This window comes from Defluviitalea phaphyphila, from assembly GCF_001466305.1.
GTDB lineage: Bacteria > Bacillota > Clostridia > Lachnospirales > Defluviitaleaceae > Defluviitalea_A > Defluviitalea_A phaphyphila.
The window spans coordinates 34,870-53,599 of the sequence record NZ_JWID01000018.1 but is presented as its reverse complement, the minus strand read 5'-3'; the positions used below and the strand labels follow the sequence as shown (position 1 = coordinate 53,599).

The following is an 18,730-nucleotide window of genomic DNA, read 5'->3' as shown; positions in this document are numbered from 1 at the left end:
ATTCATAGGAGGCAAATTATGAAAAGAATATTCACCCTAATTCCTACTATTTTTATAGTAATATCTTTAATTTTATCAGGAATACAAGGAATTGTTAGATTATCTTATGAACAAAGGTATAAAGATGTTGAAATATTAGTTAGTTATAACGATATAAAAAAAGCTTCAGAATATTACGATGAGAGTTTAGAAGAAATTACAACAAAATTAAAAGAAGCAGGAGTAACAGGAGTTTTAACAAAAGAGCAAACTATAAAAGCTATAACTGCAGGTTCTATGACTAGTTGGGAAGAACAAGGAGAAGTGGCAGTATTTAAAGGGGCAGATTTGAAAATACTAGAAACAAGAGATGATATTAAACTCAATAATTATTATTTATGGATACCTAATGAAAATATTAGAAATTATATAAAAGAGTATATACAATATAAATTAGGGGAATGTGATGAAATAAGTATAAATAATCAAATATTATTGGATGTTGGAGCATTTAGTGATTGCCTTTTTAATATAGGATTTGGGTATCCAATAGAAGATTTAAAAATTATATCAGAACAAGGAGTATCTATATCTCCCCAAATTCGTTCATGGGATAATGTAACAGAAGAATCTTTAGAATATGTTTTAAATGATGTTAAAAATATTCCTAATTTAGGAGTAGTTTATTTTAATGATTCTGTAGTTCCGGGATATAATTTATCTATAATGCAAGAGTTTGCTAGAGATAATACTATAGGGATTATAGAATTTTTCTCAGAAAAACAAGAAGGGCTTTATTCTCTAATAAAAGCTGCTAGTAATGGAGGAAAGTATTTTAACACTATAAGATTACATACAATAACTGATGGAGAAACAAAAACTTTAAGTACTAGTCAAGTATTAGATAGATATCTTTTAGCTGTTACTGAAAGAAATATTAAATCTTTACTTGTAAAAATCCCTAGTACTTCAAATCCAGAAAAAGATTATGAAGATTGGTTTCAACTAATAGAAAATCTTAAAAAAGAATTAAATAATTCCGGATATAATGTGACATTTACTCCGCAACCTATTAATCTTCCTATGTCTAATGGATTAATAATTTGGTTTATTGGATTTGGTCCTATATTTTTTACTATTTTATATTTTAGATGGATTAACAAAGAAAAATGGGGATGGATTCTTGCTTTTATAGGAATTTTTATATGGACAGGATTATTAAGATTTTCACCTATATTAGCAAAACAAATATTATCCTTATTAACTGCTATAATATATCCAACCTGGGGAGTAGTAACTTACATAAGACAAGAAAAAAGATCATTAAAGGAAGCCTTCTTTGCATTTTTTAAGATTTCTTTAATATCTCTAGCAGGAGCATTAACTATTATAGGCTTATTATCTCAAACTTCTTCTGTATTAAAGATAGATATGTTTAGGGGAGTAAAAGTGGCTCATATAGTTCCTCTTGTACTTGTGCCTATATTAATTCAATATAAAAAAGAAGGATTTAATATAAAAAAGATTAAAAAATTTCTTCTTAGCCCGATTACATATTTAACTCTTGTAATTATTGGATTACTTGGGGTTGTATTTATTATTTATATTACTAGAACAGGAAATTCAGGCCTAGCTTCTAATTATGAGATTATAATTAGAAATGCTTTAGATAATATTTTAGGAGTTCGTCCAAGAACTAAAGAATTTTTAATAGGAAACCCTTTAATGCTTATGATGCTTTATTATGGATATAAAGAAAAATATATTCCATTTCTTCTAGGAGCTATTATAGGTCAAATATCCATAGTAAATACATATACCCATATTCATACTCCTATTATAATTTCTATTATTAGAACTTTTCATGGAATTTGGATTGGATTAATAGGAGGAGTAATACTTATTTATGTGTTCAAATTTATTAAAAATTTAGGGAGTAGATATAATCTATGGGAAGAATAGTTTTATCAGGATATTATGGATTTGATAATACTGGAGACGAAGCTGTTATGTACTCTATTATAAAAACTTTAAAGGAAGAAATAGAGGATATTCATATAACAGTATTATCTAACAATCCTAAAAAAACAGCCTCTACATATGATGTAGAGGCTGTGAATAGATGGAAATATAATGATATAATTTCGGCATTAAAAAAGGCAGATATATTAATTAGCGGAGGAGGTAGTCTTCTTCAAGATATTACTAGCTGGAAGAGTATATTTTATTATCTTTCCATTGTAATAATAGCTAAATTACTTGGGAAAAAAGTAGTTTTTTATGCTCAAGGGATAGGGCCTATTTATAAAAAAATAAATAAAATTTTAGTGAGACTTATTGTAAATAAAGTGGATTATATTTCTGTAAGGGATAAACAATCTAAACAAGAGTTAATAGATATGGGAATTAAAAAGTCTATAGATGTAGTAGCAGACCCTGTTTTAAAATTGAATGTAAATGTAAGTAAAAGAGTTACTAATTATGATAAAAAACGTTTAGGAGTGTATTTAAGAGAGTGGGAAAAAGAAGATAAATTTTTAGAAAAAATAAAGGATATATTAAAATGGTTTTCTAAACAGGATTGGGAAATTATATTTATTCCTATGCACTATCCAGATGATATAAAAATTTCAAAGGAAATATGTAAAGAAATTAATAATGCTACAGTATTTGAAGGAGATTATTTCCCAGAAAATATTTTAAAGATTACTTCCACCATGGATTATGTGATAAGTATGAGATTACATGGACTTATAATGGCAGGAGCTGTGGGAGTTCCTTTTTTAGGTTTATCCTATGACCCTAAGGTAAAAAATTTTGTAGACACTATGGGAACGGGAAAATCCATCGATATTTATAATATAAATGTGGAAGACACTATTTCTTATTTAACATGGGTAATTAATAATTTAGATGAGCTTAAAGAAGAAATCGAAGTTAATAGAAATAAATTACTTGAACTTCAAGATAAACCTATAAGGTTTATAAAACAATTAATAAATAGGGGCGAGGATAATTATAAATAAATTAGGAGGAAATATATGGGAAATAAAATAAATATAATGAATGTCTTAGTTGATGTAGTAACAATGGATGAAGCCGTATCTAAAGTTATGGATTTTTTAAGACAAGATAAATGCAGTACAGTATATACTCCTAATCCAGAAATAATAATGGCAGCTCAAAAAGATAAAGAATTAATGAATGTCCTTTACAATGCATCTTTAATAGTTCCAGATGGGATAGGAGTAGTTTTAGCTTCAAGATTATTAAAAGGGCCAAGTCTTCCACAAAGAGTAGCAGGATATGATTTAGTACAGAATATATTTAAGAAAATATCTAATACTAATTATACTGTATATTTTTTAGGAGGAGCTCCAACAGTTGCAGAAGAAGCTGCTATAGCTATGCAAAGTAAATATAAAGGATTAAAAATAGTAGGAACTCATCATGGATATTTTAAACAAGAAGATGAACAAGAAATAATAAATAGAATACAAAATGTAAAACCGGATATTTTGTTAGTTGGATTAGGAGCTCCAAAGCAAGAAAAATGGATTGAAAAATATAAAAAGATCCTTCCAGTGAAAGTTTGTATAGGAGTAGGAGGAAGCTTTGATGTCATGGCAGGAAGAATAAAGAGAGCTCCTAAAGGATTTCAAAAATTGGGATTAGAATGGTTTTATCGTTTGATAACTCAGCCAAAAAGAGCGAAAAGGATGCTCAAGCTTCCTATATTCGCATGGAATGTACTAAAAATTTCCGTAAAAAATAGTAATAAATAGAAAATTAAAAATATAAAATAACTAGGAAGGAAACATTATGGGAAAATTAATACGAAGAGAATTATTTCGTGAATATTTACTTATTATTTTAGGAACGACTATTTTGGCCTGTGCTATTAATTTATTTTTTGAAAAGCAAGGACTTGTAACAGGAGGAATAACTGGCCTTGCTATTGTAGTAAAGCATATTACCCAACCTTATTTTAAAGGAGGAATTCCTCTCTGGTTTACTAATATAATATTAAATATTCCTTTATTTTTAATTGGTATTATGATACGAGGCAAAGGATTTGGAGTAAAGTCCCTCTTTTCTACATTTTACTTATCTTTTGCTTTATATTATACGAAATTTTTACCTACTCCTCCTGCGGATATGCTCCTTTCTAGTTTATTTGGAGGAGTTTTGTCAGGAGTTGGACTTGGATTTGTATTTATATCTAAATCAACAACAGGAGGAACTGATCTTGCAGCTAGCATTATTCAACATTATATAAAACATTTTCCTGTAGGCCAAATTATGGTAGTTTTAGATGCAGTAATTATTTTTTCTGGAGCCTTAATATTTGGGCCTGTGAAAGCTATGTATGCAATTATTGCTGTATATATTACAGGTAAAATTTTAGATAATATGCTTGAAGGAATTCATTTTTCAAAGGCAGTTTATATTATTTCAGATAAAGGAGATATTATTGCAGATGAGATTATGAGAAAAATGGATAGAGGAGTAACTGGCTTAAATGGTAGAGGAATGTATACAAAGGATAAAAAGGAAATTTTATTTTGTGTTGTTTCTAAAAAAGAAATATTTCAATTAAAAGAAATAGTTAGAAATAAGGATCATGAAGCTTTTGTCATAGTAAGTGATGTAAGAGAAGTACTAGGAGAAGGTTTTATAGAATATAAATCAGAATAAGATAATATTAATAAAATATAATATATTTGTACAATATATAGTTTAATGTGTCAAAATTGCGAATAAATAGTATGGAATAATAACTAAAAAAATTTTTTTATTTTTGCCAATATACAAAATTACCAAATCTATTTTTAGGTATTTGTTAAAAAAATCAATAGTACAGCTTATTGAAATATAGTATATTAGTTCTAGATGTTAACACCTAACTAATTATTATTAAGGGGGCATTCGTAATGGCTGAGTTAAAGTTGAAAAATATTTATAAGAAATATCCTAATGGGTTTGTTGCGGTAAAAGATTTTAATTTAGATATAGCAGATAAAGAATTTATTATTTTTGTTGGACCTTCTGGATGTGGGAAGTCAACAACTCTTCGTATGATAGCAGGATTAGAAGAAATTACGTCAGGAGAGTTATGGATAGGAGATAAATTATGTAATGATGTTGCTCCAAAGGATAGAGATATTGCAATGGTATTCCAAAATTATGCTTTATATCCACATATGACTGTATATGATAATATGGCATTTGGATTAAAACTTCGTAAGGTTCCTAAAGAAGAAATTGATAAAAGAGTTCGTGAAGCAGCAAAAATTCTTGATATTGACCATTTATTAGATAGAAAACCAAAGGCTTTATCAGGAGGACAAAGACAACGTGTAGCAATGGGACGTGCAATTGTTCGTGAACCAAAGGTATTTTTAATGGATGAGCCATTATCAAATTTGGACGCAAAGTTAAGGGTACAAATGAGAACTGAAATTTCTAAACTTCATCAAAGACTTCAAACAACTTTTATTTATGTTACTCATGACCAAACAGAGGCTATGACTCTTGGTACTAGAATAGTTGTATTAAAAGATGGTATTATTCAACAAGTAGATACTCCTAATAATTTATATACAAAACCTATTAATTTATTTGTTGCAGGATTTATAGGTTCTCCTCAAATGAATTTTATTGAAACTAAGGTAGTTAAAAGAGGAGAAGATGTAGTTTTAACTTTTGGAAAAGAAGAAATTAAACTTCCAGCAGTTAAAGCTAAAAAGTTAATTGAAGGTGGATATGTAGGAAAAGAAGTTATAATGGGAATTCGCCCAGAAGATATTCATGATGAACCAGCATTTTTACAAGCTTCTCCTGAAAGTATAATTAATTGTAATGTAGAAGTAACAGAAATGTTAGGTGCTGAAGTATATTTATACATGGTATGTGAAGGACAAAACATAACAGCTCGTGTAGATCCTAGATCTCAAGCAAAACCTGGAGATAATATTAAAGTTGCATTAGATGTAAATAGAATTCATGTATTTGATAAAGAAACAGAAATGGCTATTACAAATTAATAAAAAAAATAAAAAGAAAAGAGAAAATATACTAAATTTGTGTATTTTCTCTTTATTTTTTTTGCTATACTATAATATATGATATATAATATATATAAAAAGCATATAATAAAAATTTATATAAAAATATTGGGAGTGTTAAATATGATCTCAAATCAAATATTACAAAATACAATTGATGGTTTAAAGACAATTACTCGTCGAGATTTTTTTGTCACTGATATAGAAGCTAAAGTAGTAGCGTCAACGGAACAAAATCAAATAGGAAATTATGTAAGCATTGTAGATGATTTTATTAATTCTCAAGCAGAAAGTCAAGCAATCCAAGGATATCATTACTTTAAAATTTTTGATGATAATACTGTAGAATATGTTTTATCTGTAAAGGGAGTGGACGAAGAAGTATACAGGATAGGGAAAATGGCAACTTTCCAAATTCAAACTTTATTAGTTGCTTATAAAGAAAGATATGATAAAGACAATTTTATTAAAAATCTTCTTTTAGACAACCTTCTTTTAGTAGATATTTACAATAGGGCTAAAAAACTTCATATTGAAAATAATGTCTTAAGAACTGTTTATTTAATTGAAACGCAAGAAGATAAAGATATTAATTTTGTAGAAATTGTAAGAAGTATTTTCCCATTAAAATCCAGAGATTTTGTAACAGCAGTAGATGAAAGAAATATAATTTTAGTAAAAGAAATGGTAGAAAAGGAATATCAACAAGATAAAGAAAAAATAGCAAAGATGATATTTGATACTTTAAGTAGTGAAGCTATGAGTAATATTTCAGTTGCAATAGGAACTACAGTTAAAGATTTAAAAGATGTATCAAAATCATATAAAGAAGCAAAAATGGCTTTAGAAGTAGGAAAAATATTCTATAGTGAAAAACACATAATAAGTTATGATAAATTAGGAATTGGACGTTTAATCTATCAACTTCCTGTACCTCTTTGTAATATGTATATAAAAGAAGTCCTTCATGGAAAATCAATAGATGATTTTGATGAAGAAATACTTACTACTGTTAATAAATTTTTCGAGAATAATTTAAATGTTTCAGAAACTTCCAGACAACTTTATATTCATAGAAATACTTTAGTTTATCGTTTAGATAAACTTCAAAAAATGACAGGTTTAGATTTGAGAAATTTTGAAGATGCTATTACTTTTAAAATAACATTAATGGTTAGCAAATATATGAATTATATGGAAAAAATGTCTTATTAATTATAAAAATTTGAAAATACGCTATGATTGGATTATATAAATCCTTTCAAAGCGTTTTTTTAAATATTCTGCCTAAAGTTCATTGCTATTTTATAGATAATATTGTAAAATAAAATAGATTTTATACCTCTTATGAGGAGGGAAGAACTTGATTGAGTTATGTAATGTTACAAAAAATTACAATAATGGAACTAAAGCGTTAAAAAATGTATCTCTTTTTATAGAAAAAGGCGAATTTGCTTTTATTATAGGGAATAGTGGTTCAGGAAAATCTACTTTACTCAAATTATTATTAAAAGAAGTAGAACCAACTCAAGGAGATATTATTATTAATGGACAAAATATAACTAATTTAAAAAAGAAAGAAATTCCTTATTTAAGAAGAAAATTAGGAGTAGTATTTCAAGATTTTAGATTACTTCCTAATAAAACAGTTTATGAAAATGTTGCTTTTGCTATGCAAGTGGTAGAAGCAACACCAAAGGAGATAAGAAGGAATGTCCCCATGGTACTTTCTATGGTAGGATTATCCAAAAAAGCTAGAGTATATCCTAATCAATTATCAGGAGGAGAACAGCAAAGAGCAGCTCTAGCAAGAGCAATTGTAAATAATCCTCCTATTCTTTTAGCAGATGAGCCAACAGGTAATTTAGATCCTGGGACTTCTTGGGAAATAATGAAATTATTAAAGGATATTAATAATAGAGGGACAACGATAATAATGGCAACCCATGAAAAGGATATTGTAGATAAAATGAAAAAAAGAGTAATTGAGTTAAAAGAGGGTAAGATTATTAGAGATTTGCAAAAAGGTGGATATCGAAATGAAAATTAGAACTGTTAAATACTTTGCAAGTCAAGGGTTTAAAGGAGTATGGAGAAATGGCTTAATGTCCTTAGCGTCCATTGGAACAATTGCTTCTTGTCTTATAATTGTAGGAATATTTTATTGTATAGCAGCTAATGTTGATTATATATTAAAGACTTTAGAGGAAACTACAGGTATTACGGTTTTTTATATGGGAGAAAATACTGAAGAAAATATAAAATATGTAGAAGATAAACTAAATGATATAGAATACATAAAAGAAATTATTTATATTTCTCCGCAGGAAGCTTTAGAAAAGGAGAAAAAGGAATGGGGCGAATATGCTTCTTTACTAGATGGGTTAGAAAATGATAATCCACTTCCTCCCTCCTTTGAGATTACTTTAGATGATATAAGACATCAAGAATATGTAGTTTCAAAGTTAAATACTATACCTGATATAGAAATAAGATATTTAGAAGAAGAAACAAAAATTCTCATAGGATTTAACAATATGATTAGAATTATAAGTTTAGTACTTATTGTAATTCTAGGATTTATAGGCATAATGCTTATGGAGAATACAATTAGGTTAACAGTTTTTATAAGGAAAAATGAGATTAATATTATGAAATATATTGGAGCTACAGATTGGTTTATAAGGTGGCCTTTTGTGGTAGAAGGAATAGTTATAGGATTTATAGGTTCTATTCTACCTCTTACTATAATCTGGTTTTCTTATAACTTTGTTACTGAGCTTATATATGAAAAAAATACTTTTCTTCAAAACATATTGACATTTAGAACTCCAGAGGAAATATTTAAAGTATTAGTTCCAGTTTCTTTAGTTATAGGTATTGGAATTGGAATAATAGGTAGTAGTATATCTATTAGAAAATATCTTAAGGTATAATTTTTAATAAGGGGGGGGAATATGAAGAAGGTTTTAAAAAAAGGAGCAATCTTAGTTATAATTCTTATGTTAGGTTGTACATCTATTATTCCATCCTTAGCAGATACTTTAACAGATAAAAAAAATAGACTTAAAGAAGTTCAAGAAAGTCTAGAAAATGCAAAAAAAAATTTAGAAGAAATAAAAGAAAAAAAGGAAAATATTACTCAGACCATAGCTGAATTAGATGAAGATTTAAATAATGTTAATGCATATCTTGAAGATATTAATAAACAACTTGAAGAATTAGAACAAGAAGTAAGTAAAAAGCAAAATGAACTTAAAATAGCAGAAGAAAATAGGCAACTTCAGTATGAGGAGTTTAAAGAACGATTTAAATATATGTATATGAACAAAAAGGTAGGATATATACAGGTACTTTTAAATTCTAAAAGTTTTGCTGATTTGTTAAATAGAGTAGATATTATATCTAGAATTGTAGAATATGACCAAAATTTAATGGAAAAAATGAAGGAAAATGAAGAAAAAATAGAAAAGCAAAAAAAAGAATTAGAAGAAAAACAAGAAGAAGTTATGTTAGTAAAAAAACATCAATTATCTCTTAAATATAGTATAGAAGAAACTATGGAAAAAAGAGAAGCTATGCTTATGGAATTAAATAAAGATGAGTTAGCTTATATGGAGCTTATAAAAGAAGAAGAGCAGATATCAAAACAGTTAGAAGAAGAAATAAAAGAACTTACTAGGAAAAGCACTATGGTTTATAGTGGAGAACAATTTGAATGGCCAGTTCCAGGGTATTATACTCTTAGTTCTACTTATGGATATAGACCGGATCCAATATATGGAGGAAGCGAATTTCATAAAGGAATAGATATTCCTGCACCAAGAGGAGAAAGTGTGGTAGCTGCCGCTGATGGAGAAGTTATTGCTTCAGGATATATTAATGGATATGGATATACAGTTATAATAAATCATGGAAGTGGAATATCTACTTTATATGGACATAATTCTAAATTAGTTGTTTCAGTCGGACAAATAGTACAAAGAGGTCAAAAGATTGCAGAAATCGGTAGTACAGGGAATTCAACAGGCAATCACTGTCATTTTGAAGTAAGAATAGATGGTGCTACTACAAACCCTATGAATTATTTTTCAAAATAAAGGACTTAGTCCTTTATTTTTTATTTAAATAATAAGTTTTAAAAGATATAATAATTTTTAAATATATATTAAGGATATTATAAAATACTATAAAAAATATTTTTAATGCATAATGTATGGTATAATAATAAATAAAATTTAATACAATTAAAATATAATAACTAAAGGAGTGCCAGTTAAATGAAAGATAAGAAGTCTTTTTTTCAAGGATTAGCTGTTGGGATGTCAATTATTATTTTAGTAAATATTTTTTTCTTTGGATTTCGAATTGTAATGGGAATGACAGGAAATTTTACTATAGAAACTAACCAAAAAATAAATAAAATTATGGCTTATTTAAATAAATATTATGTTGATACAATAGATGAGGAAGCTTTAGAAGAAGGAATATATAGAGGATTGGTTGAAGGAGTAGGAGACCCTTATACAGTGTATATGGATAAAGAAGAATTTGAGGATTTTAAAACAGAAACATCAGGGAGATATGCAGGAATAGGAGTTGTTGTATCTGTAGATGAAAAAGATAATTTAATAACAGTGGTATCTCCTTTTGAGGAGTCTCCAGGAGCTAAAGCAGGTATTCTTCCTGGGGATAAAATTATAAAAGTTAATGATTTTGAAGTTACAGGGGATGATTTAGAAAGTGCTGTATCTATGATGAGAGGACCAGCAGGTACGACAGTAAAATTAACAGTTTATAGAAAAAGTGAGTTAAAAACTTTTGATGTAGAAATTACTAGAGAAAATATTGATTATCCCACAGTTTCACATAAAATGTTAGAAGATAATATTGGATATATTAAAATATCAGCTTTTGATGAAGTAACTTATGACCAATTTATGACTGCATACAATGATTTGAAACAACAAAACCAAAAGGGACTTATTATAGACCTTAGAAATAACCCAGGAGGATTATTGTCAATAGTAACAAAGATTGCAGATGAAATTCTTCCAGAAGGATTGATTGTATATACAGAAAATAAAAATGGAGAAAGGGATATTTATGAATCTGATGCCAAAGAGTTAGAAGTTCCTTTAGTAGTTCTTGTTAATGAAAATAGTGCAAGTGCTTCAGAAATTCTTTCTGGGGCTATAAAAGACCATGGCAAAGGTAAATTAGTAGGGACTACTACTTTTGGAAAAGGATTAGTTCAATCAATTTTCCCTATAGGTGATGGTTCGGCAGTTAAAATTACTATTTCTAAGTACTATACCCCTAGTGGAGTATGCATTCAAGGAATAGGAATCGAACCAGATTATGTAGTAGAGCTTCCAGATGATTTGAAAAATCAACTGATTTTAGAAGAAGATGAAGATATACAACTAAAAAAAGCAATAGAAGTTATAAAAGAACAGATATAATTTAAGAATAGGTGATGGGATGGAAGTTTTATTTAAAGTAATTTATATAACATTACAGGCGGTTGCGACCGCCATTTTTCATCCTTGGTTTTTACTAGTAATTTATTTTATATATGTATTATATAAAAGAAATAATAATATAGAGATACAAAATATACTTTTTACAAAACATAGTGTATCAGTTAGAATGATTCAAGCAACTTTAAGCGGAATTTTAATTGGTATATTAGCTAGTATTATTTTGGTTTTAGTAGGATTCCCTATATATTTATCTGAATATATGATGTTTCTTTTACCAATTTCTATATTACTTGCAATCATTAATTTTAGATACTTATGTTTTTCTTATTCTGGAGGAATACTAGGATTATTAGCATTAGTTTTTCCAAATATTAATTTAGATATTTCAGGAATTATTGCTTTAGTAGGTATAATGCATTTAATGGAGTCAGGACTTATTTTTATAGAAGGAGCATATGATAGTATTCCAATTGTTATTAAAAAAGAAGGGAAAATTGCAGCTGCTTATATGATGCAAAAGTATTGGCCCCTTCCTTTTGCACTTTTAGTTATGGAGATTACTACTAAAATACCTAGAGAAGTTATAGAAATGCCTAACTGGTGGCCTATTATGAAAAATATAATATATAATCCTAATGAGATGTTAATTTATTATATATATCCTATAACGGCTATTTTAGGATATGGAGATATTGCAGTATCAACTAGTCCAGAAAAGAAATCTAAAAAAACAGCAATCTCTCTAATGATATATAGTATAGTACTTTTAAGTATAGCTGTCTTTTCTCCTAATAGAATTTGGCTTCAAGGGATAGGAGTTATACTTATGCCTCTTTTACATGAAATACTTATAGTTAGTGGTCAAAGAAAAGAAAGATTAGCTACTCCTATATATTATTATCCAGAGAAAGGGGTTAGGATTTTAGACTTAAAACCAGAAGGAATAGGAGAAAAAATAGGATTAAAAAGAGGAGATGTTATACTAAAAATTAATGGCATAGAAATAGAAGATTATATGCATATGAAAGAAATATTAAATAATTACTATAATTTTATATGGTTAGATATTGTAGAAGCAGAAGGTAATCCAAAGTATCTAGAGTATAGGAATTATCAAGAAGGAATTAAGAATCTAGGAATTGTTCCTTTAATAGATACTCCTATATCCTTTTATAATTTAGAAAATATAGAAAAGTCAGGATTACTTAAGATATTCAAAAAAATAAAAAGATGAGAATTTTTATTTCTCATCTTTTTTTATATGTTTATGATTTTTTAAATGTTTCATACAATATTCATAATCTCCTTCACAAGTAGAACAATATCTAAATTCCATATTGGGGTCATCTTTTTCTGTGATACCACACACGGTACATTTATGAATTGTAAAATCTTTAGGAATCTGAGAATGAAAATTTCTTTTATTTTGATAAATTTTCCTTTGAGATTTAGTTCTAGTTGTAATGTCTTTACCAAAAAATATAAAATAATTTATAAGTGAAGCAATAGCTGATAATTTATAAGATATAGGATAAGATATAATACTAAATATGAAAAAAGCCCAGTTAAACCAAGCAAGATATTTTATTTTTATAGGAAGAATAAAAAATAATAGGATCTCGTAATCGGGGAATATTCTAGCAAAAGCAAGAAAGAGGGATAAATTAATATAACTAGATGAAACATAGCCTTTAGTTAGAAAAGCAGCTATGGTAGTTCCTATAATTCCCATTAAATAAAATAAATTAAATCTAAAGGTTCCCCATTCATGTTCTAGGGCAGTACCAATCATATAATAAAAATATAGTACAAAAACTAACCATAAAGGAGAAAATGTAGGGGGAATAAAAATATAAGTAAAAAGTCTCCACACTTCTCCTTTAAGAACTAAGTTTGTGTTTAACATTAGTTTAGATATGTTTTCGGGATAAAGATAACTCATAATAAAAACAATGGCATTTAGTCCCACTATATAAGTCATTAAGTTAGGAATTGCAAAACGCCCTAATTTTTTTTCTAATTTATCAAGCCAGTTCATAAATATTCTCCTTTAAAGTTTGGCATAGATTAAATATAATTTAACACTAATAATATTATTATGTATCTTTTTTATAGTATAGTCAAATCTAAAAAATATTACACTTTTTTATTAGGTAACTTTTTCATATTAAGATTTACCAAACATATGTTTTCAAAGTTAAATATTTATGTTATAATAATTTAGTTATTAATAATGATTATTAACAAAAAGAGAAAGTGGGTGTAGTATGTCATGCCAGAATTTAGAATTCATTCTGAGTATAAACCAACGGGAGATCAACCTCAAGCCATTGAAAAGTTATCAAAAGCAATTAAAGAAGGAAATAAATTTCAAACTCTTTTAGGAGTTACAGGATCAGGAAAAACTTTTACAATGGCTAATATTATTCAAAATGTACAAAAACCCACGTTAATTATAGCACATAATAAAACTTTAGCAGCTCAATTATATAGTGAGTTTAAGGAATTTTTTCCTGAAAATGCAGTAGAGTATTTTGTAAGTTATTATGATTATTATCAACCAGAAGCTTATGTTCCCCAGACAGATACTTATATTGAAAAGGATTCTTCTATAAATGAAGAGATAGATAAACTTAGGCACTCAGCAACAGCAGCTTTAGCAGAAAGAAGAGATGTAATAATAGTTGCTAGTGTCTCATGTATTTATGGTTTAGGAGACCCTATTGATTATAATACTCAAGTTCTCTCTCTAAGACCTGGTATGGAAAAGAGTAGAGATGAAGTTTTAAAAAAATTAGTAGATATACAATATGTAAGAAATGATATGGAATTTACAAGAGGAACTTTTAGGGTAAGAGGAGATGTTGTAGAGATTATTCCAGCAGCATCTTCAGAAAAATCAATAAGAGTAGAATTTTTTGGAGATGAAATAGATAGAATTTCAGAAATAGATACACTAACAGGAGAAGTACTAGGGATTAGAGAACATGTTTCTATTTTCCCTGCTTCCCATTATGCAATTCCACCCGATAAATTAGAAAGAGCTATTAAATCTATAGAAGAAGAATTAATAGAAAGAGTAAAGGAATTAAAAGCAGAGGACAAACTTTTAGAAGCTCAACGTCTTGCCCAAAGAACTAATTTTGATATAGAAATGATGAGGGAAGTTGGATATTGTTCTGGTATTGAAAATTATTCAAGACATCTTTCAGGAAGAGAACCAGGAAGTACTCCCCATACTTTAATTGATTATTTCCCAGAAGATTTTTTAATTATCATAGATGAGTCACATATTACTTTACCTCAAATTAGGGGAATGTATAATGGAGACAGGGCAAGGAAAATGACACTAGTTGATTATGGATTTAGACTCCCATCAGCTCTTGATAATAGACCACTAAAATTTGAAGAATTTGAATCTAAAATAAATCAAATATTATTTGTATCTGCTACTCCAGCTCAGTATGAATATGAGAATTCTAGTGTAGTTGCAGAGCAGATTATAAGACCTACTGGATTATTAGATCCTATAATAGATGTTAGACCTGTTAAAGGACAAATAGATGATTTATTTAATGAAATTACAAAAAGAGTAGAAAAAAATCAGAAGGTATTAATAACAACTTTAACGAAAAAAATGGCGGAAGATTTAACTGATTATATGAAAGAAATGGGAATTAAGGTAAGGTATCTTCATTCAGATATTGATACTTTAGAAAGAATAGAAATAGTAAGGGATTTAAGAATGGATGTATTCGATGTATTAGTTGGGATAAATCTTTTAAGAGAAGGATTAGATATACCAGAGGTATCTTTAGTAGCTATACTAGATGCAGATAAGGAAGGATTTTTAAGATCCGAGACATCTCTTATTCAAACTATAGGAAGAGCAGCAAGAAATGCAGAAGGACATGTTATTATGTATGCTGATACCATAACAGATTCTATGAGAAAAGCCATATCAGAAACTAATAGAAGACGACAAATACAAGATGAATATAATAAAGCTAATGGAATAGTTCCCAAAACCATTGTTAAAAAGGTTAGAGATGTAATTCGTGCAACTAAAGTAGCAGACGAAAAAGAAAAATATACTGCTACAAAAGACCCAGAATCCATGGATAAAAAAGAACTTCAAGATAGAATCAAAAAACTTACAAAGGAAATGAAAAGAGCGGCTTCAGACTTACAATTTGAATTAGCCGCTAAGCTTAGAGACGAATTAATAGAATTAAAAAAATATTTACAGAATTTATAAAGGGGAAGCACTATTATGTCACAGAATAAAATCATAATACGAGGAGCAAAAGAGCATAATTTAAAAAATATAAATTTAGAACTACCAAGGGATAAATTTATAGTATTTACTGGTTTAAGTGGTTCAGGTAAATCTTCTTTAGCTTTTGATACCATATATGCAGAAGGACAAAGGCGATATGTAGAATCTCTTTCTGCTTATGCAAGGCAGTTCTTAGGACAGATGGAAAAACCAGATGTAGAGTATATAGAAGGCTTATCACCAGCTATTTCCATAGATCAAAAGACAACTAGTAGAAATCCTAGATCTACTGTAGGAACTATTACAGAAATATATGATTATTTAAGACTTTTATTTGCTAGAATAGGAATTCCTCATTGTCCTAAATGTGGAAAAGAAATAAAGAAACAAACAGTGGATCAAATAGTAGACCAGATTATGGAACTTCCAGAAAGAACAAGGATTCAGTTATTAGCACCTATAGTTAGAGGCCGAAAAGGACAACATATAAAAGTATTAGATAGTGCTAGAAAAAGTGGATATGTAAGAGTAAGAATTGATGGTATTATATATGATTTATCAGAGGATATAAAATTAGAAAAAAATAAAAAGCATTCTATTGAAATAGTAATAGATAGATTAATTGTAAAAAAAGGAATAGAAAAAAGATTAAGTGATTCCATAGAAACAGTTATGAATTTATCTGGCGGACTTCTTGTTGTGGATGTGATAGATGGAGAAGAATTAACTTTTAGTCAAAATTTTGCTTGTCCTGATTGTGGCGTTAGTATTGATGAAATTGAACCTAGATTGTTTTCCTTTAATAATCCCTTTGGAGCTTGTCCAACTTGTATGGGACTGGGAACTCAAATGAAAATAGACCCAGATTTAATTATTCCTAATCCTAATCTTAGTATTATGGAAGGAGCAATAAATGCTCCTGGATGGAGTTCTGTAGATAATCCAGAAAGTTATAGTCATAACTTTTTTAAAGCTTTATCTAAACATTATAAATTTGATTTAAATACTCCTTTTAAAGATTTAGATGATAAAATTAAAGATGTTATTTTATATGGTTCAAAGGGAGAAAAAATAAAAGTAGAATATAAAACTGCCAGTGGAAAAGGTTCTTATATGTATGCTTTTGAAGGAATAATACCTAATATTCATAGAAAATATATGGAAACTTCTTCAGAATATATGAAACAAGAATATGAAAGCTATATGGCTAATATTCCATGCCCTAGCTGTTCTGGGGCAAGATTAAAACCAGAAGCTTTAGCAGTAAAAATAGGAGGGAAAAATATTTCCCAAGTAACTGATATGTCCATAATAGAAGCTAAAAAATTTTTTGATAATCTAGATATTACTCCTAGACAAAAAATGATTGGAGAACAGATTTTAAAAGAAATCAATGCTAGAATAGGTTTCTTAATAGATGTAGGGCTTGATTATTTAACTTTATCTAGGATGGCAGGAACTTTATCAGGAGGAGAAGCCCAAAGAATTAGATTAGCAACTCAAATAGGTTCTGGTTTAGTTGGAGTTATATATATTTTAGATGAACCAAGTATAGGACTTCATCAAAGGGATAATGAAAGATTATTAAAAACTTTAACTCATTTAAGAGATCTAGGAAATACTCTTATTGTAGTAGAGCACGATGAAGATACTATGTTTACAGCTGATTATATTGTAGATATAGGTCCTAAGGCAGGATCTAATGGTGGAGAAGTAGTTTGTGCTGGAACTGTTGATGAAATTATGAAATGTAAAGAATCTGAAACAGGAGCATATTTAAGTGGAAGAAAAAAGATAGAGATTCCTAAAAAAAGAAGAAAACCCAATGGAAAATGGCTTTCTATAAAAGGGGCTAGAGAAAATAATTTAAAAAATATAGATGTAGATATTCCTTTAGGAGTTTTTACTTGTGTTACAGGAGTTTCAGGTTCTGGGAAAAGTTCCTTAGTGAATGAAATTTTACTAAAACGTTTGGCTAGAGATTTAAATAGAGCTAAAATAAAGCCAGGGCAGCATAAAGATATTTTAGGAATTGAACATTTAGATAAGGTAATTAATATAGATCAATCCCCTATAGGAAGAACTCCTAGATCTAATCCTGCCACATATACAGGAGTATTTGACCATATTAGAGAAGTGTTTGCACAAACTCAAGAAGCTAAAATGAGAGGATATCAAAAAGGACGTTTTAGTTTTAATGTTAAAGGAGGAAGATGCGAAGCTTGTAGGGGAGATGGAATTTTAAAAATAGAGATGCATTTTTTACCTGATATATATGTTCCATGTGAAGTTTGTCATGGAAAAAGATATAATAGGGAAACCCTAGATGTTAAATATAAGGGGAAATCTATTTCAGATGTTTTAGATATGACTGTAGAAGAAGCCTTAGAATTTTTTGAAAATCATCCTAAAATAAAAAGAAAGCTAGAAACTTTAAATGATGTTGGATTATCTTATATAAAACTAGGACAACCTTCAACTACTCTTTCAGGAGGAGAAGCTCAAAGAGTTAAATTAGCAACAGAATTAAGTAAAAGAAGTACAGGAAGAACAATGTATATTTTAGATGAACCAACAACAGGATTACATTTTGCAGATGTTCATAAACTTATATATATCCTCAACAAACTTACAGAAGGTGGTAATTCTGTACTAGTTATAGAACATAATTTAGATGTAATAAAGACAGCAGATTATATTATTGATTTAGGACCAGAAGGTGGAGATAGAGGAGGAGAAATTATAGCAACGGGAACTCCAGAAGAGGTAGCTAAAGTAGAAAAATCATATACAGGACAGTTTTTAAGAAAGATATTAGAACAATAAAAGACACATTTTAATTTGTGTCTTTTATTTTAATTATTTATAATAAATATGGATAAGATAATAAAAATTTAATTTTATTAAAATCTAATATT

The 18,730-nt window shown here is 28.2% G+C and carries 14 protein-coding genes; 13 read left to right on the top strand and 1 reads right to left on the bottom strand.

The features are described from left to right. The first annotated feature begins 18 nt into the window (after positions 1 to 18). The 11 genes from OM90_RS09995 to OM90_RS09945 all read left to right on the top strand — a co-directional run bounded on the left by OM90_RS09995 (position 19) and on the right by OM90_RS09945 (position 12,767). The gene (locus OM90_RS09995) at positions 19 to 1,941 is read left to right on the top strand and encodes a DUF5693 family protein (protein WP_058486746.1); all 1,923 of its coding nucleotides are present in this window, start codon (positions 19 to 21) and stop codon (positions 1,939 to 1,941) included. Further along, the gene (gene csaB, locus OM90_RS09990) at positions 1,929 to 3,005 is read left to right on the top strand and encodes a polysaccharide pyruvyl transferase CsaB (protein WP_058486745.1); all 1,077 of its coding nucleotides are present in this window, start codon (positions 1,929 to 1,931) and stop codon (positions 3,003 to 3,005) included. Before OM90_RS09995 ends, csaB begins: the two co-directional genes overlap by 13 nt. A 15-nt stretch (positions 3,006 to 3,020) precedes the next feature. Then, a complete protein-coding gene (locus tag OM90_RS09985; RefSeq protein ID WP_058486744.1) occupies positions 3,021 to 3,764 on the top strand; it encodes a WecB/TagA/CpsF family glycosyltransferase in 744 nt (247 codons plus the stop codon). A 37-nt stretch (positions 3,765 to 3,801) separates the two neighbouring features. Beyond that, positions 3,802 to 4,677 carry a YitT family protein gene (locus OM90_RS09980; protein ID WP_058486743.1) on the top strand — a complete coding sequence of 292 codons (876 nt, stop codon included), beginning with the start codon at positions 3,802 to 3,804 and terminating at the stop codon, positions 4,675 to 4,677. A 236-nt stretch (positions 4,678 to 4,913) separates the two neighbouring features. After that, entirely contained in the window at positions 4,914 to 6,026 is a 1,113-nt protein-coding gene (locus OM90_RS09975; RefSeq protein ID WP_058486742.1) for an ABC transporter ATP-binding protein, read from the top strand. Between the two features lie 144 nt (positions 6,027 to 6,170). Next, positions 6,171 to 7,262: a PucR family transcriptional regulator gene (locus OM90_RS09970; RefSeq protein WP_058486741.1), complete on the top strand. Its 1,092-nt coding sequence runs from the start codon at positions 6,171 to 6,173 to the stop codon at positions 7,260 to 7,262. A gap of 148 nt (positions 7,263 to 7,410) precedes the next feature. Beyond that, complete coding sequence (gene ftsE, locus OM90_RS09965; RefSeq protein ID WP_058486740.1) at positions 7,411 to 8,097, top strand: cell division ATP-binding protein FtsE; 687 nt, start codon at positions 7,411 to 7,413, stop codon at positions 8,095 to 8,097. Continuing rightward, the gene (gene ftsX / locus OM90_RS09960) at positions 8,087 to 8,983 is read left to right on the top strand and encodes a permease-like cell division protein FtsX (protein WP_058486739.1); all 897 of its coding nucleotides are present in this window, start codon (positions 8,087 to 8,089) and stop codon (positions 8,981 to 8,983) included. Before ftsE ends, ftsX begins: the two co-directional genes overlap by 11 nt. A gap of 21 nt (positions 8,984 to 9,004) precedes the next feature. Next, entirely contained in the window at positions 9,005 to 10,147 is a 1,143-nt protein-coding gene (locus OM90_RS09955; protein WP_058486738.1) for a murein hydrolase activator EnvC family protein, read from the top strand. A 180-nt stretch (positions 10,148 to 10,327) separates the two neighbouring features. Further along, complete coding sequence (locus tag OM90_RS09950; RefSeq protein WP_058486737.1) at positions 10,328 to 11,512, top strand: S41 family peptidase; 1,185 nt, start codon at positions 10,328 to 10,330, stop codon at positions 11,510 to 11,512. A 19-nt stretch (positions 11,513 to 11,531) separates the two neighbouring features. After that, complete coding sequence (locus tag OM90_RS09945) at positions 11,532 to 12,767, top strand: PDZ domain-containing protein (RefSeq protein WP_058486736.1); 1,236 nt, start codon at positions 11,532 to 11,534, stop codon at positions 12,765 to 12,767. 6 nt (positions 12,768 to 12,773) lie between these two features. Here OM90_RS09945 and OM90_RS09940 read toward each other — a convergent pair whose 3' ends face one another. Continuing rightward, positions 12,774 to 13,571 (bottom strand): rhomboid family intramembrane serine protease, encoded by a 798-nt coding sequence (locus tag OM90_RS09940; RefSeq protein WP_058486735.1) that lies wholly within the window; start codon positions 13,569 to 13,571, stop codon positions 12,774 to 12,776. Positions 13,572 to 13,805: 234 nt separating this feature from the next. Here OM90_RS09940 and uvrB point away from each other — a divergent pair, with 234 nt between their 5' ends. Both uvrB and uvrA read left to right on the top strand, forming a co-directional pair. Further along, the gene (gene uvrB, locus OM90_RS09935) at positions 13,806 to 15,791 is read left to right on the top strand and encodes an excinuclease ABC subunit UvrB (RefSeq protein WP_058486734.1); all 1,986 of its coding nucleotides are present in this window, start codon (positions 13,806 to 13,808) and stop codon (positions 15,789 to 15,791) included. Between the two features lie 15 nt (positions 15,792 to 15,806). Beyond that, positions 15,807 to 18,638, top strand: coding sequence for an excinuclease ABC subunit UvrA (gene uvrA / locus OM90_RS09930; RefSeq protein WP_058486733.1), 2,832 nt, complete (start codon positions 15,807 to 15,809; stop codon positions 18,636 to 18,638). Positions 18,639 to 18,730 lie beyond the last annotated feature (92 nt).

Coding starts and splice junctions, on each gene's coding strand:
- OM90_RS09995 (WP_058486746.1), top strand. CDS start 19: ATGAAAAGAATATTCACCCTAATTCCTACTATTTTTATAGTAATATCT.
- OM90_RS09980 (WP_058486743.1), top strand. CDS start 3,802: ATGGGAAAATTAATACGAAGAGAATTATTTCGTGAATATTTACTTATT.
- OM90_RS09940 (WP_058486735.1), bottom strand. CDS start 13,571: ATGAACTGGCTTGATAAATTAGAAAAAAAATTAGGGCGTTTTGCAATT.
- OM90_RS09950 (WP_058486737.1), top strand. CDS start 10,328: ATGAAAGATAAGAAGTCTTTTTTTCAAGGATTAGCTGTTGGGATGTCA.
- uvrB (WP_058486734.1), top strand. CDS start 13,806: ATGCCAGAATTTAGAATTCATTCTGAGTATAAACCAACGGGAGATCAA.
- OM90_RS09975 (WP_058486742.1), top strand. CDS start 4,914: ATGGCTGAGTTAAAGTTGAAAAATATTTATAAGAAATATCCTAATGGG.
- OM90_RS09955 (WP_058486738.1), top strand. CDS start 9,005: ATGAAGAAGGTTTTAAAAAAAGGAGCAATCTTAGTTATAATTCTTATG.
- csaB (WP_058486745.1), top strand. CDS start 1,929: ATGGGAAGAATAGTTTTATCAGGATATTATGGATTTGATAATACTGGA.
- uvrA (WP_058486733.1), top strand. CDS start 15,807: ATGTCACAGAATAAAATCATAATACGAGGAGCAAAAGAGCATAATTTA.
- ftsX (WP_058486739.1), top strand. CDS start 8,087: ATGAAAATTAGAACTGTTAAATACTTTGCAAGTCAAGGGTTTAAAGGA.
- OM90_RS09985 (WP_058486744.1), top strand. CDS start 3,021: ATGGGAAATAAAATAAATATAATGAATGTCTTAGTTGATGTAGTAACA.
- OM90_RS09970 (WP_058486741.1), top strand. CDS start 6,171: ATGATCTCAAATCAAATATTACAAAATACAATTGATGGTTTAAAGACA.
- OM90_RS09945 (WP_058486736.1), top strand. CDS start 11,532: ATGGAAGTTTTATTTAAAGTAATTTATATAACATTACAGGCGGTTGCG.